At 58.8% G+C, this 14,886-nt stretch carries 13 protein-coding genes and 2 pseudogenes; 8 read left to right on the plus strand and 7 right to left on the minus strand.

Features of this window, described 5'->3' with window-relative positions:
* The first annotated feature begins 180 nt into the window (after positions 1–180).
* A pseudogene (locus QP888_RS04410) lies at positions 181–1,396 on the plus strand (IS3 family transposase).
* 162 nt (positions 1,397–1,558) lie between these two features.
* On the opposite strand, the gene QP888_RS04415 reads toward QP888_RS04410, so the two are convergent.
* The 4 genes from QP888_RS04415 to QP888_RS04430 form a co-directional block, all read right to left on the minus strand.
* Positions 1,559–1,870: a hypothetical protein gene (locus tag QP888_RS04415; protein ID WP_284812311.1), complete on the minus strand. Its 312-nt coding sequence runs from the start codon at positions 1,868–1,870 to the stop codon at positions 1,559–1,561.
* A 369-nt stretch (positions 1,871–2,239) separates the two neighbouring features.
* The gene (locus QP888_RS04420) at positions 2,240–2,476 is read right to left on the minus strand and encodes a hypothetical protein (RefSeq protein ID WP_284812313.1); all 237 of its coding nucleotides are present in this window, start codon (positions 2,474–2,476) and stop codon (positions 2,240–2,242) included.
* Positions 2,460–4,040 (minus strand): DNA repair protein RadA, encoded by a 1,581-nt coding sequence (locus QP888_RS04425; RefSeq protein WP_284812314.1) that lies wholly within the window; start codon positions 4,038–4,040, stop codon positions 2,460–2,462. Before QP888_RS04425 ends, QP888_RS04420 begins: the two co-directional genes overlap by 17 nt.
* Before the next feature lie 203 nt (positions 4,041–4,243).
* Entirely contained in the window at positions 4,244–4,951 is a 708-nt protein-coding gene (locus QP888_RS04430) for a hypothetical protein (protein WP_284812315.1), read from the minus strand.
* 235 nt (positions 4,952–5,186) lie between these two features.
* On the opposite strand from QP888_RS04430, the gene QP888_RS04435 reads away from it, so the two are divergent.
* The 7 genes and pseudogenes from QP888_RS04435 (at position 5,187) to QP888_RS11095 (ending at position 12,120) form a co-directional block, all read left to right on the plus strand.
* On the plus strand, positions 5,187–5,771 hold the full coding sequence (locus QP888_RS04435; protein WP_284812316.1) for a CarD family transcriptional regulator: 585 nt from the start codon (positions 5,187–5,189) through the stop codon (positions 5,769–5,771).
* A 21-nt stretch (positions 5,772–5,792) separates the two neighbouring features.
* Positions 5,793–6,605 (plus strand): annotated as a pseudogene (locus QP888_RS04440) (IspD/TarI family cytidylyltransferase); the annotation flags it as partial.
* Between the two features lie 141 nt (positions 6,606–6,746).
* Complete coding sequence (gene ispF / locus QP888_RS04445) at positions 6,747–7,223, plus strand: 2-C-methyl-D-erythritol 2,4-cyclodiphosphate synthase (protein WP_284812423.1); 477 nt, start codon at positions 6,747–6,749, stop codon at positions 7,221–7,223.
* A gap of 30 nt (positions 7,224–7,253) precedes the next feature.
* A complete protein-coding gene (gene cysS / locus QP888_RS04450; RefSeq protein WP_284812317.1) occupies positions 7,254–8,816 on the plus strand; it encodes a cysteine--tRNA ligase in 1,563 nt (520 codons plus the stop codon).
* A gap of 163 nt (positions 8,817–8,979) precedes the next feature.
* Complete coding sequence (gene rlmB, locus QP888_RS04455) at positions 8,980–9,921, plus strand: 23S rRNA (guanosine(2251)-2'-O)-methyltransferase RlmB (protein WP_249618249.1); 942 nt, start codon at positions 8,980–8,982, stop codon at positions 9,919–9,921.
* Positions 9,922–10,035: 114 nt separating this feature from the next.
* Complete coding sequence (locus QP888_RS04460; protein ID WP_284812318.1) at positions 10,036–11,262, plus strand: RtcB family protein; 1,227 nt, start codon at positions 10,036–10,038, stop codon at positions 11,260–11,262.
* A gap of 78 nt (positions 11,263–11,340) precedes the next feature.
* On the plus strand, positions 11,341–12,120 hold the full coding sequence (locus QP888_RS11095; RefSeq protein WP_350338225.1) for a DoxX family protein: 780 nt from the start codon (positions 11,341–11,343) through the stop codon (positions 12,118–12,120).
* 120 nt (positions 12,121–12,240) lie between these two features.
* Here QP888_RS11095 and QP888_RS04470 read toward each other — a convergent pair whose 3' ends face one another.
* Genes QP888_RS04470 through QP888_RS04480 form a run of 3 tightly spaced genes read right to left on the minus strand, consistent with a single transcriptional unit; the run spans position 12,241 to position 14,864 of the window.
* Complete coding sequence (locus QP888_RS04470; RefSeq protein ID WP_284812319.1) at positions 12,241–13,173, minus strand: metal ABC transporter permease; 933 nt, start codon at positions 13,171–13,173, stop codon at positions 12,241–12,243.
* Positions 13,173–13,862, minus strand: coding sequence for a metal ABC transporter ATP-binding protein (locus QP888_RS04475; protein WP_284812320.1), 690 nt, complete (start codon positions 13,860–13,862; stop codon positions 13,173–13,175). The genes QP888_RS04470 and QP888_RS04475 overlap by 1 nt, the downstream gene beginning before the upstream one ends.
* 6 nt (positions 13,863–13,868) lie before the next feature.
* The gene (locus QP888_RS04480) at positions 13,869–14,864 is read right to left on the minus strand and encodes a metal ABC transporter solute-binding protein, Zn/Mn family (protein WP_284812321.1); all 996 of its coding nucleotides are present in this window, start codon (positions 14,862–14,864) and stop codon (positions 13,869–13,871) included.
* Positions 14,865–14,886: the final 22 nt, after the last annotated feature.

Raw genomic sequence — 14,886 nt, forward strand, 5'->3', positions numbered from 1 at the left:
ACGATATCCCCGACCATGCAGCGTATCTCACCTATTGGCCCAAATAAGTACTACACTATCTTATGCGCTTCCGTACTATTGTATGGTTCTGGTAGGTCTGGTGCGAGCAGTCCGGCCCCTTGAAGTTACCCGCGTTTGGTGGACACCCTATTTGTGCGGATCTTGTGTCCGTAGGAGAGGATGTTCATTGTGAGTCAACAGCGCAAGAAGTACACGCCGGAGTACCGGCGTGAAGCTTTGAGCCTGGTAATCGAATCGCAACGCCCAATCGCCCATGTGGCTAAAGAGGTTGGCGTCGGATCAGGCTTTTTAGGCCGGTGGGTAAAAATGAGCGCGAACGCCGAGGGGCCTCCGATGGGATGAGCGAGGCGGATCTTCGTGCTGAGAATGCTCGTCTGCGCCGTGAGCTGGCTGAAGCCAAGATGGATAATGAGTTTTTGTCAAACCCGACAGCCTTCTTCGCTTTAAGGCAACGCGATCAGAAAAGTTCGAATTAATGCAGCAGGAGAAGGCTAACTACAGTATCAAACGTATGGCACGGCTATTAAAAGTGTCTCGGTCTGGATACTACACATGGGCTCATACGCAGCAGAAGCGGCTATCCGGTGAAGATTATCGTACAGCTTTTTACGATGATGTTGACCGCAAGATTCACCAGATTTGGAAAAACTCCGATCAGGTCTATGGTGCCCCGCGGATCACTGCAGAACTTGCCGAGCGCTACCGTATTTCGCTTAACCGTAAGACTGTGGCTAAGCGGATGCGCATGATGGGCATTGAAGGAATTTCACCACGTGCCTTTGTCCCGGTGACAACGCTTCAATCTAAGCGTAAGTCCTCGCTTGATGACCTGGTCAAGCGCATGTTTGATACCGGTGAGCTCAACAGGGTGTGGATGTCAGATATTACCTACCTGCGCACCAACGAGGGCTGGTTGTATTTGTGCGTGGTCCGCGATGGGCATTCCCGCAGGGTACTGGGATGGGCTATGGATAGCGTTCAAGATACTTCCCTGGTCGAAAAAGCCCTGCGGATGGCGTATACGCTGCGTGGTGACGTTGCTGATGGTCTGGTGTTTGACGCTGACCGCGGAACTCAATTCACCAGCGAGAAGTTGTGGGAGGTGTGCCGTAACCTGGGCATTGCTCAGTCCGTGGGGCGTACCGGGGTGTGTTTCGATAATGCGATGGCCGAGTCGTTCTGGTCGACGCTTAAGACCGAGTTCTACGACCGGAAGCGCTGGCCCACCCGTGATGCCGCACGCAAGGCCGTTGCCTACTGGATTGAGGTGGTCTATAACCGTCGGCGTCGGCATTCCTCACTGGGGATGGTCAGTCCCGTCGATTTCGAGAACCATATTGGTTTAACCACCAGCAGAAAAGAAGTAGCTGCCTAACCACTAGGTAGCTCCACTACGTGTCCACGATTTGCGGGCAACCCCAACACGCTTTGATTGTTGTTTTTCCCTAACTCTCAACCAGCAGCGATTACTCCAACCACCGCGACGTGAGCGCAACCGTTGATGAGTTGGTTGGTTTGGTTTGGATCCTTAAAAGCTTTACTCCTCCGGCATGGTGCCCATGCCGGACTCCGCCCCCGATGGCTGGAACGGCTCCGAGACATGCGGAGCAGACGTGTTGCCGTCCATCTTTCCATCCAGGTCTTCGCCCTCATCTTCGGGCAAGGTGGAGCTCTCAGCTGATGAACTCTGAGCAGACGAGCTCTTGTTCTCACTCATCTCCGTGGATGACGTCGGCGCGGTAGAGAAGTTGTCGTCTTTCTCCGCCGCATCATCAGACTGGCAAGCTACCGTGCCCACTCCCACGCACAGGGCAACTGCGGTGCTGGCTGCAATCTTCTTCATGTTCATCGTGCTTTTGGTCTCCTCGTTAGGTCGGGTAGATAACCGTCCTAGTCCGGTTACGCACACAAAATTTTATTACCGTTATCCGGCTCCCGCAAGGCAGAACACAGTCTGCACGTCTAGCTACGATTCATCCCTTTGCCTGCCAGGGACTAAACCAGCGCCTCCCGTAGCCGCTGGTTTAGGCCATCTCAGCAGCTTTTGGCTACCGACTGTTCTGTGGGTCGAAATTCACGATCACGACTTGGTCGCCATCATCGTCACCCTTTAGATGCACGCCTCGTTCTACGCTCTGCTGTTGCCACGTACTAGTTCGTGTGGAGGGTTGATTGCCGAGGCGAGGCCAACTTCACCCTTGTCCCGGTTGGGTGAGGTTTAGCTGGCGTTCTTTTTGTTGGTTGCACTCATCTCCGGATTGCGGCCAGCAAAGGCGGTGATCAACACGGCACCACGCTTTTTCGCAATTGCTGGATTGAGATCGAAGGGTTCCTCACCATCGATTGGTGCAACCTCCTTTTCAGCATCACCGTGTTGACCGCCTAGCTCATCTGCGTGACGAAGTGAGAACCATGACCGGCCCGCCTTCCCGGGGCGGTTAACCGCGCAGTTCACGAACCACGGCTAGTGCCTGGCGCAGGGTGCTGACACTGCGCAGATCCATGCCTTCGGCGGCGAGTTCTTTCGCGAGCGCGCGGTCTTCTGCGTCGTTGCGGCTTGGGGCAACCGCGCAGCGATAACCGATACGCGCGGCTTCTTGTAAACGCCGCCGCAAATTCGGCACCGTGCGCATCTCGCCGGCCAGACCAATTTCTCCAATGAACACGGTCTTGGCCGGCAGTGGTGTTTCATGCAGCGACGACCACGTCGCCAAGGCCACCGCCAGATCCGTGGCGGTTTCGGTGATGCGTACCCCGCCGACCGTCGCCACGTAGGCGTCTTTTTCATTGGTGCGCTCACCGGCGCGTGCTTGCAACACGGCGAGCACCAGTGGGATGCGGTTTTGATCCAATCCGGTGACCACCCGGCGGGGATTCTTGGCGACGGGATCGACCGTCAAAGACTGCACTTCGGCCACGATTGGGCGCACCCCGTCCATGGCGACGGTGACCGCGGAACCGTTGGGTGTTGCGCCGTGGTGGGACAGGAACAGCCCGGATGGGTCGGCGACTTCCCGGATGCCATCAGCAGTTTGCTCAAAACAGCCGACCTCGTCGGTGGCACCAAAACGGTTTTTAATTCCGCGCAGCATTCGCAAGCTGGATTGCCGTTCGCCTTCAAAATTCAGCACCACATCAACCAGGTGCTCCAGCACGCGCGGCCCGGCAACGTTGCCGTCTTTAGTGACGTGGCCGACCAGCAGAATCGGAATACCGGTGGTTTTCGCCAGCGTGGTCAGTGCCGCCGTGACCGCGCGGGATTGCGCCACGCCGCCAGCCACCCCCTCCACGCCGGTGGCCTGCATGGTTTGCACGGAATCGACGATGATCAGCGATGGCCGTAGTGCCTCGACTTGCTGGAACACGACATCCAGGTCTGATTCCGCAGCGAGATAGAGCGTGGGGGACAGCCCGCCGGTACGCTTCGCGCGAGAATAGACCTGTGCTGCGGATTCTTCCGCCGTGACGTATAGGGCCGTGCGGGTAGTGGGTTGCGAATCTTCATTGCCATCTACAGCGTCATCGTCATGCGACGGTTCCAGATTCGACGTTTCCAGATTCGATGTTTCCGGTACTTGGCTCCAGCGCGCGGCTACCTCTAATAGCAGGGTGGACTTGCCGACGCCCGGCTCACCGGCCATCAACACCACGGAACCAGCCACGATGCCGTCGCCCAGCACGCGATCCAACTCCCCGATGCCAGTGTGCATGCTTTGCGCAGACTGCGCGGAAATCTGGGTAATCGGAACCGCGGCACTACTCGGCGCCAGCCCACCGCGACGGCCACTGCTGGAGCCGCGTCCGCGCGAACCAAGCCCAACAGAGCCGGCACCAACGCTTCCGCGCGTCCCGGAAGTCTTGGCCCCGGAACCTAAACCAGCGGCCATGCTGGCTGTAAAGATCGGGGCTGCTTCTTCCAGCGTGCCCCAAGAGCCGCATTCCGGGCAACGCCCCAACCACTTTGGGGAGGAGTAGCCGCATTCGGAACAGGTGTGGATCGCCCGCTGTTTTTTCGCCATGGGAATCATCCTAAGACAGGCATGGCACAGGCGCCCTATCCCGTGCAGCAAAATTCGAAAATAAAAACGACAACACCCCGGTGTTAATACCGAGGTGGTATTCCGGGGTGCTAATTCAGGGGGTGCTTCAGGCTGGGACGTAGTGGCTAAATCTGAACTACCTAGTGCCTTTCGCCGTGGCGCCCACCATGGTGTCGAGTGGCTTAGTGGAGCTCGCCGTGTCCGAGCTCTCTGTGCTCGAGCTCGACGTGTCCGTGCTCGCCGTCGCCGTGGTCGTGGCCGTGATCATGTCCGTGGCCGTGATCGCCACTGACGGAACCTTCACCACGCGGTGCGTAGCCTTGTTCCCAATCGCGGTCGTGTTCGCCGGATTTCAGGTTCGCGGCTGATATTGCCGCATCCACGGTGATGGTGGTGGAATCAAACACGAATTCCACGGGGCGGTGGCCGCCCGGCGCGTAATCGTCGTTGTCCAGAGTGGTTTCGACGTACTGGATGCAAGCATTGTCTGCCTGCGGGGTGTCCTTCAATGCCAGTGCGCTGTCACCGAAGACGGTGCAGCCGGAACCAATTGGGTCCAGGGTGCCCACGGAAACTTCATTGCCGTCGACGGAAATTGATTCCAGGGTGTGCTCTTTCATCGAAGGATCCTGGTTGGTGGCGGTGAACTTCAGCGCAGCGGCGTCGTCTTCCAGGATGATGGTGACGTCGCGGACCGAAAGCTCGCCGTTTTCGCTGTCCGCACTCTGTCCATCGACGGTGGCGACCTGTGAAGAAGTCTGGGTAATGTGGCCTGCCGAGCAGGCAGCCAGGGTTAGGCTGGCCAGGGCAGCAGCGGAAATGGTGCCGCCGCGACGAACTAACGATTTCAGGGACGTCACTGTGGGGTCCTCCAACAACTCATCGAGCACAAAGATTTTCAGCCTTTACCTTAGCTGTTTACCCCCGTCGGTACACAGTTTCCGGTTTCTGCCATCACAGGGGCGGGGCATTCGGGGGCAAACTTTTTATGGGTATTGTTTTTGGGGTCTTTGGTTGCTTGCCGACGTCCATGTGCGTGCGATCCTGATCGTCGGCAAGTATTCACTGCGTGGTAAAGTGGCGGCCTGAAGTCTGCCTGTTAAGCCTGTTGAGCGAGGAGTGGGAATGGAAATCAAGGTCGGCGAGGTTGTTGTCTACCCGCACCACGGCGCGGCGAAGGTCGAAGCCATTGAAACGCGCGAGATGGGCGGGGAGACGCTCGAGTACGTTGTGCTTTCCATCAACCAATCTGACCTGGTGGTTCGCGTTCCGTCTAAGAACGTGGAGCGCGTTGGCGTGCGCGATGTCGTCGGCAAGGAAGGTCTGGAAAAGGTCTTTTCCGTGCTACGTGAGACGGATGTGGAAGAGGCCGGAAACTGGTCCCGTCGCTATAAGGCGAATCAGGAGCGCCTGGCGTCTGGCGATATCAACCAGGTTGCTGAGGTCGTGCGTGATTTGTGGCGCCGTGACCAGGACCGTGGTCTTTCCGCAGGTGAAAAGCGCATGTTGGTGAAAGCGCGCCAGATTCTGGTGGGCGAGCTCGCGTTGGCAGGCCCGGTGGATGAGGCCAAGGCCGATAAGATGCTCGCCGAAGTTGATGCCACCATTGAGCGTCACCGTGCCGCTGGTTTGACTGGCGCTTCGGGCCCAGAGGTGGATACCAAGGTTGATGTGGACCTGGATGATCTCAGCTTCGACGATGAAGATTAGATAGCTGAAGACTAGCAACTTATGAGTACTTCGAGCCCACGCCCTGCCCCAGTGATCGCGATTATTGCCGCTGCCGGGCAGGGCACTCGTTTGCGTGCGGACAAGCCGAAAGCGTTTGTTGAGCTCGCAGGAAAATCCCTGCTGGAACGCAGCATTAGTGCCATGCACGCAGCCGAGCTTGTCGACGAGATCATCGTCGTTGCTGCGCCGGATATGTTGGATGAGGCCGCCGACGTGATTTCCCGGTGCGAGGCCGCTGCCGCCACCCGCGCCGCTGACAACACTCGCGTCGTTGGCGCCGGTGCCAGCGACGGGCGCACGATCCGGCTGGTTCCTGGCCGTGGGCAGCGCGTCGATTCCGTGATGGCTGGGCTGGAAGCGATTTCTGTGGAGCCAGGCGTCGATCCGATCGTGCTGGTTCATGATGCCGCGCGGGCGCTGACCCCCGCGAGCATGATTGACCGGGTGGCGCGTGCAGTCGCAGATGGCGCTTCGGGTGTGGTTCCGGTTTTGCCGGTGGTAGATACCATCAAAACTGTGACGGAAACCGCTGGTCACCACGAAGAGCGCGGCCAGACGCAGATCACCAGAACCGTGGATCGCAGCAATGTGCGTGCCGCGCAGACGCCACAGGGCTTTCGCTACAGCGCGCTGCTTTCTGCCAACGAGATGTATTACGCCAGCGTGCACGCGGATGCTGAAGCCGGGACCCGCAGTTTTGTGCCCACCGATGATGCCTCGCTGCTGGAGTGGCAGGGCGTGCCCGTGATGTGCGTCGATGGCGATGAATTAGCGTTCAAAATCACCACGCGCAAGGATTTGCTGCTGGCTCAAGCGTTTCTTGCCGACGGTGTCGCTAAAGGTGCTGAAAGTGCGAACCCCTCGTCCCAGGCCATCCCAGCGCAGGGTAATTCCGCACAGCGACAACCCGCACAGCCACAATCCACGCAACCACAATCCACGCAACCGGCCGCCATGCCCATCCCGCGCGTCGGTATAGCTAGCGACGCGCACCAAATTGAGTCCGGTAAACCGTGTTGGATCGCCGGGTTGCTTTTCGACGGCGTCGATGGCTGCGAAGGCCACTCGGATGGCGATGTTGTGTCGCACGCCATGGTGGACGCGCTGCTGTCTGCCTCTGGACTGGGTGATCTCGGCTCGTTTGTCGGCGTCGGCAGGCCAGAATATGACAATGTTTCCGGTGCGCAGCTTCTGCGCGAGGTCCGTGAGCTTCTCGACGACAACGACTTCCGCATCGGCAATGTCGCGGTGCAATTGATCGGGCAAACCCCGAAGTTCAGCCCGCGTAGGGAAGAAGCCCAACAAGTTTTAAGTGAGCTGCTGGGGGCCCCGGTGTCGGTCTCGGCGACCACCACTGATCACCTGGGCTTTACTGGCCGCGAGGAAGGCCGGGCGGCAATCGCTAACGCGGTGGTATGGCGCGCGAACTAGTGCGGGCTGGAGTGCGTAAACTAGTACCTTGTGAGCTTACGGATTTTTGATACCGCGACGCGCCAGACCCACGACTTTCAACCCCTGCGCGAAGGCCAGGTTTCTATTTACCTGTGTGGGGCGACCCCGCAGGCGAAACCACACATCGGCCACCTGCGTTCCGGGGTGGCTTTTGATATTGTGCGTCGTTGGTTTCTGGCCAAAGGCTACAATGTCGCATTCGTGCGCAATGTGACGGATATCGACGATAAGATCCTCACCAAAGCCGAGGCGCATTCTCGTCCCTGGTGGGAGTGGGTTTCTACGCACGAGCGCGAATTCACCCGCGCCTATCAAGCACTCGGCGTGATGGCCCCGAGCGTGGAGCCGCGCGCAACCGGGCACGTTACCCAGATGGTGGAGTATATGCAGCGGTTGATGGACCGCGGTTTTGCCTACGCCGTGGACGGCTCGGTGTATTTCGACGTCCTGGCTTGGCAGCAGGCAGAAGGCTCGGATTACGGCCACCTTTCGGGCAATCGTCCGGAGGAGATGGAGCAAGGCGAGACCGACAACGCGGGCAAGAAGAACCCGTTGGATTTTGCTTTGTGGAAGGCCGCGAAACCGGGTGAGCCTGCCTGGCCTACACCGTGGGGGGATGGTCGCCCGGGCTGGCACTTGGAGTGCTCGGCGATGGCCACGTATTACTTGGGCGCGGAGTTTGATGTGCATTGCGGCGGGCTGGATTTGCAGTTCCCACACCACGAGAACGAGATTGCGCAGTCGCACGCAGCCGGTGATGGTTTCGCGCAGTACTGGATGCATAACCACTGGGTAACTATGGCTGGCGAGAAGATGTCTAAATCGCTGGGTAACGTCCTGGATATCGACGCTTTGTTGGAAAAAGTCCGTCCGGTGGAGTTGCGCTACTACCTGGGCAGCGCGCATTACCGCAGCGTGTTGGAGTATTCCGAGGCCGCGGTGCATGAGGCCGCTGCTGGTTTCCGCCGTATTGAGGATTTTGTTAACCGCGCGTCGAAGCTGGCGGGAGCGCCCGTCGACAAGCTGGCGGTGGAACAGGGCATGCTTGCCGACGCCGGCGTGGCTGGTGGTGCTGGTGCTGCCGCGCTTGCCGACGCTGGCGCTCAGGACAATATTGCCCAGGAAGTTTCTGCATACTGGGAGAAGTTTGCTGCCGCGTTGGATGATGACTTTGCGGTGCCGCGTGCGTTGGCAGTTATTCACACTACGGTGAAGGCGGGGAATAACGCGCTGGCTGGCAAGGATGCCGGCGAGAATTCTGGAGCGGATGCTGCCGAGGCCAAAGCGGTTGCTAAAGCCAAAGCTGTGGCGTTGGCGTCGTTGGTGCGTGCGATGACTGCCATTGTGGGCATTGACCCGTTGGATGCGCAGTGGGCAGGAAGTGCGCAGGGCGCCGGTGAGTCCGATGCGCAGCAAGCGCTTGCTAGTTTGGTAGAACACGAACTCGCGCTGCGGGCTGCGGCGCGCAAGGACAAAGATTTCGCTACTGCCGACGGCGTGCGGGATCGTTTGGCTGCGGCGGGCATTGAGGTCATTGATACCCCAGATGGCGCGGAATGGAAACTTCGTTAGGCGGGTATCCGTAGCAAAATCGCTGGGCACAGAGCTAGCAAAGCACAGAGCTAGCAAACTCGCTCGGTGCAGCACCAGAAAATCGCGCGGTGCAGTGCCGACGGAATACAGTAAATGCGAAATACTCGAAATGACATTTTTACAGCAAGGATAGTGAATTTTTATGGCACGTACCCACGGTAGGGGCGGAGCGGGCATCCGCAAGACCAACAAAAAGGGAGCCACGAAGGGTTCCGGTGCCGTGCGTCGTCGCGGCTTGAAAGGCAAAGGGCCGACACCGAAGGCGGAAGATCGGGTTTACCACCAGAAGCACAAGGCGAAAAAGCAGCGTGAGCGTTCCAATTCTGGCCGGCATGAAGCGACGACGGAGCTGGTCGTCGGCAGGAACCCGGTGGTGGAATGCCTGAATGCGAAGGTTCCGGCGAGCATGTTGTTCGTGGTGGCTGGTACGGGTTCGGATGAGCGGCTGACGCAGGCTGTGCAGATGGCGAATAGCCGTGGTATCCCGATTACTGAGTTGCCGCGTCATGAGATGGACGTGAAGACCGGCAACGGCATGCACCAGGGCATTGGTTTGCAGATTCCGCCGTTTAAATATGCGGAAGTCGAGGATTTGCTTGCTGATGTGCAGCAGCGCAATGAGACCGGCATGTTTGTCATTCTGGATAACATCACCGATCCGCGAAATTTGGGTGCGGTGATTCGTTCGGCGGCTGCTTTTGGCGGCCACGGTGTGATTATTCCTGAGCGTCGTTCGGCTTCGGTCACGGCTGTTGCTTGGCGTACTTCTGCTGGTACGGCCGCGCAGTTGCCGGTGGCGCGGGCGACGAACCTGACGCGTACGGTGAAAGAATTTCAGAAGAACGGCTACCAGGTTGTTGGGCTGGAAGCTGGCGGAGAGCACACGTTGGATACTTACGACGGCGGCACAGACCCCGTGGTTATTGTTGTTGGCTCGGAAGGCAAAGGTATTTCGCGTTTGGTACGCGAAAACTGTGATGTGTTGATGTCTATTCCGACCGTGGGGTGGGTGGAATCGCTGAACGCGTCGGTGGCAGCCGGTGCCGTCTTGAGTGAGTTCGCGCGGCAGCGCCGCGTCGGCTAGTTCATCTGTTTTGGCGGGGGCGGCAGGCTTGTTGTCGCCTCGTCTTGTTTGGCCATTTGCCGTAATCGCATTCATGTTCTAATGGTGTGCTGCCTGACTGCTACGCTCGTGAGCATGACACATAAGCCAATAGAACTCGCCCCACGGGTTTTATCGTGGGCCAGCATTATTGATCAGAACACCGCAGACCAAGCCGCTGGATTAGGGCAGCTGGATTTTGTTTCTCCGCATATCGCGTTGATGCCCGACGCGCACAGCGGCAAGGGCACAGCCATCGGCACGGTTATTCCCACTAAGGGGGCTGTGATTCCGGCTGCTGTCGGGGTGGATATTGGTTGTGGAATGGCTGCGGTGCGCACCATTTTTACTGCCGACGACATCGCGCAGATTTCCCTGGAACAGTTGCGGGACCAGATTGAGCGTTCCATTCCGCTTTCACCGGGGAACTACAATAAGAAGATTCATCGCGAGCACACCAAGGCGCGCATTCAAGAACTCGAGGAATTAGCCGAGCGTGACGACGTCGACCTGTCGCATTCTCCGAAGTGGCGCGAGCAGCTGGGAAGTTTGGGCGGCGGGAATCACTTCATCGAGTTGTGCCTGGGTAGCGATAATAATGTCTGGTGTTTCCTGCACTCGGGTTCGCGCGGGGTGGGTAACAAGATCGCGCAAAAGCACATTAAGATCGCAGCGCGAGAAGTCGCAGAAGCGGGTGTCGAGCTTGCAGAAAAAGATCACGCGTACTTGCGTGAGGGGACTGAGTCCTTCGATACTTACCTGCGGGAACTTGCTTGGGCGCAACGGTTTGCACGGCTGAACCGCGATGAGATGATGGATCGCTTCGTTGATCAGCTGGCCCGGATGATGTGCCAGGCGCATGACGACGGGCGTATTTCCATTAAGGTGCCTGCAGATAGTGCAGATACCGAGGTGGAACGGGTGAACTGCCACCATAACTACACCGAAAAGGTGACCATCAATGATGAGTCCGTGTGGCTCACCCGTAAGGGTGCAATTGATGCCGGCGTCGGCAAGTTTGGGTTGATTCCCGGTTCGATGGGAGCGCGATCATATGTGGTGCGCGGTCGTGGTAACGCTGCAGGCCTGAATTCCGCGCCGCACGGGGCGGGGCGGGTGATGTCGCGTCGACAAGCAAAGAAACAGTACACCGAGGAAGATTTGGCGAGTCGCATGGGCGATATCGTGTACCGGCCAGGTGAGCAGTGGGTAGATGAAATTCCGGACGCGTATAAACCGATTGACCAGGTGATGGCTGATGCCGAAGATCTCGTAGAGGTGGTCACGGAACTGCGGCAGGTGCTCAACGTTAAGGGAACATAGGCGATCCCGGTGCATCAACTGCGGCAACATTTCCCAGGCGAATGGGTGACATGGCCACTAACGGGTTAAACTGGTGCTATGACTGTCATCAGAGATATTTTCCTGCTTATCGCCCGCATCATTCTGGGCGGCGTGCTCATCGCGCACGGCTGGCAGAAGTTTAACGAGTGGACCATCGACGGAACCGCAAGCTCCTTCCAGGAAATGGGTGTGCCTTCCCCAGAGATTTCCGCACAAATTGCTACCTGGTTTGAAATTGGTGGTGGCGCAGCCCTCATCCTCGGCCTGCTGGTGCGCCTGGTCGGCCCAGTACTGTTCGTACAGATGGCCGGTGCTGCGTGGTTTGCACACCGCGATTCCGGCATCTTTGTCTCCGACGGCGGCTGGGAGTTGGTTGCCGTAATCGGTGCCGCCGGTCTGGCACTGTCTGCTGCCGGTGCTGGTCGGGTCTCGCTGGACCACTTGTTTACCGCACCGTTCCGTAAGCGCAAGGAAGAAAAAGAAGCTGCTGCTAACCAGCAGGCTGTCGGCGCTGGTGTTGCCGGTTCTGGCGTTGCTGGCTCCGGCATTGCCGGTGCTGAGCAGAACTTCGGTGCTGAGCAGAACTTCGGTGCTGAGCAGAACTTTGGTGCTGAGCAGAACTTTGGCGGCGAGAACTTCTCCGGCCAGAACTCCGCCCAGAATTATGGCCAGAGCTCCGCCCAGAGCCACGGGCAGGAATACTCTGACGACCAAGACTTTTCTACCCCGAACTTCGATAGCGAAGCTGGCAACAACTCCACCGCTGATGGTGTAGACGCCAACGCAGAAACCACCCAGTGGAGCACCGATAACCAGTGGGACAACGGGAAGAACTAAAAACTCGCCCTAAGCCATAACCACTACGCCCTAGGCGATAACTTATCGGCAATGGCAACCGGGGCTTGCAGCCACCACCAGCACTAGCTGGCAGGCTGCAAGCCCCGGTTTTGTGTTGTTTTATTGGTCGCCGCGAGCATCCTGCGCGACGTGGTGGTGCGGATGCACAGTGGCATCGTTTCCAGCATCCAGTGCTTTCATGCGACGTGCATAAGCGACCTCATCGCGGGAAGTCTTGCGGCTACGCAAATTCCCGATAATCCGGCAGAACAGGTAAATCACAAACGAAATCGTCGTCACAAACACAGAGACCGGCAGGCCAGGAGCCAGGGAGGCAACTAAACCGCCGACGGCAGCGACCTCAGCGAAAATCACGGAGAGCACCACAGATTTCACCGGCGAGGAAGTCACCTGTACCGCGGCTGCGCCTGGGGTAATCAGCAGCGCCATCACCAGCAGTGCACCGACGATCTGCACGGACTGTGCGGCGGTCAAACCCACCATCACCGCGAATAACACGGCCAGTCCGCGTACAGGAACTCCGGCGGCTTGTGCCATCAGCGGGTCCACGGAGGCAAAGAGCAGCGGGCGCCACAACACGATGATCAGCACGGTAATCAGTGCCGTCGTCGCCGCCAACATCCACGTCGATGCGCCGGAAACACCAACGATCTGCCCGGTCAGCAACGACATCGCCGTCGTCGTATTGCCAGGGTAGAGGTGGATGAACAGCACGGATAGGCCCAAGCCGAAGCTCATGACCACACCGATCGCGGAATCTTGGTTACCGCGCAGCCCGAGTACCGCCAGGATCACCGCCGCGGTAATCGAACCGATGATCGCGCCGAAGCCGATATTGATGCCGAACAATAACGCGGCCGCAGCACCCATCAGTGCCAGCTCGGAGGTTGCGTGCACGGAAAAAGACATATGCCGCAGTACGATCAAACTGGTGATCACGCCGGATAAAACCCCGAGCAGGGCAGAGGCAATCAGCGCCTGCTGCACAAAGCCCACTGAGAGCAAATAGGCGGTATCGTCCCAATAGCTCATTAGATCACCACCATCTTGCCGTTGACGGTTGCTACTTCCACATGCGTGCCGTACAGCTCGCTGAGCACCTGGGTTTGCATAACTTCGTCAATTGTTCCCAACATGTGCCCGCGGGGTGCTAGGTACAGCACGCGGTCCACAACATCCAGGATGGGGTTGATACCGTGGGTGACAAACAGGACCGCCGCGCGGTGTTTATGCAGCCGGGCGACGGTATCGTGCTCGCGGGCCATGTCTAGCGAGAGCAGGGGCTCGTCGGCAAGCACCACATCCGGGTCGGTACCAAAGGCTTGGGCCTGGCGGATCAGTTGCTGTTGCCCGCCCGAGAGCGTGCCGACGGAACGGTCCGCGATGCCTTCTGCGCCGACGTAGGCTAGTGCCTCGTCGACGGCGTGTTTATCCGGCCGACGCCCCGAAAACACCCCGTGGCCGAGGGACAGCGACACCAAGTCCCGTGCTCGAACCGGTAGGTGCTTATCAAACATCTGCTGCTGCGGGATGTATCCGACCCGTCCGTTGACACGCACGGAACCGGAACTCAGTGCGCGGGTGCCCAGGACTGTATTCAGCAGCGTCGATTTGCCAGAACCGTTTGGCCCCAAAATGGCGATGAATTCACCGGGTTGGACGTCGAGATCCAGCCCGCTCCACAGCGGGTCGACGCCGGCGTTGGAAAATTGAATCGGCATCGTCGTTTACGCGTTTGCCTTTGCGGCGGCTTTTTCCAGGTCATCGACGACAGAGTGGAAGTATTCCAGGAAGTTTTCGCCATCCAACGGGGTTTCACCGACCGGAACCATCGGGATGTTTTTGGCCTCGGCGGCTTCGCGGATGCGCTTGGTCAGATCCGTTTCGGTCTGTGGGTTGTAGATCAGGACGTCGAGCTCGTCGTTGTCGATGAGTTCCAGGAAGGAGGCTAGGTCGGCTGCGGCGGCGTCGCTGTGGTTCAGCGTGGCGTGCCGGTAAGACTCTGGGGTGATCTCATCCATTTTGGTGTGGGTGAGGATGTAGTCGGCGATCGGATGGGTTTGCGCGACGGTGACAGCTGGCAGGGCCTTGATTTGCTCGGCGATGGCATCCAGTTCGGCGTTGAGCTCGTCGATTTTCACGGGCGCGTCCGGGTGGGTTTCCTTGATGCGGTCGGCAACCCCATTGGCCACGGTGGATAGTGCCTTGGTGTCGAACCACACGTGCTCGTTGTTGGCGACGTCGAAGGTGTCGTTGTCTCCGTAGTACTGCGCGTGCGCTTCGGTGCCTTCGGGTTTTTCGCTGCCGGAGTTGTGCTCGTGCGGGGTTAGTGGCAGGGCGTGGATGACGATCTCGTCATCGAGCGGCTCGTAGAGCCAGGCGTCGTAGCCGCCGCCACCTGCGACGACGACGTCGGCGTCGTTGGCGCGTGCCAAATCAGCCGCGGTGGGTTCGAAGTGGTGGGGGTCCGTGTTGGTGTCGGTGATGATGGTGCGGACATTTGCGACGGATTCGTCATCAATGACGGCTTTGGTGAGATCACCCCAGACACTGGTCGACGCCACGATCTCGATGGTGCCTTCGCCGCCCGGTGCCCCGTCGCCGTTGCTTGCCGATGAGGCAGCGTCCCCGGAGCCCCCGGTTTCTCCTGATGAGCAAGCCGCCAGGAACATCATGGTGGCGGTAGCGGTGGCGGTGAAGACTCCTTGACGTTTCGTGATCATGCTTAACACTATGGTCATGCTG

The organism is Corynebacterium sp. MSK297, from assembly GCF_030232885.1.
In the GTDB taxonomy this organism is placed as follows: Bacteria; Actinomycetota; Actinomycetes; order Mycobacteriales; family Mycobacteriaceae; genus Corynebacterium.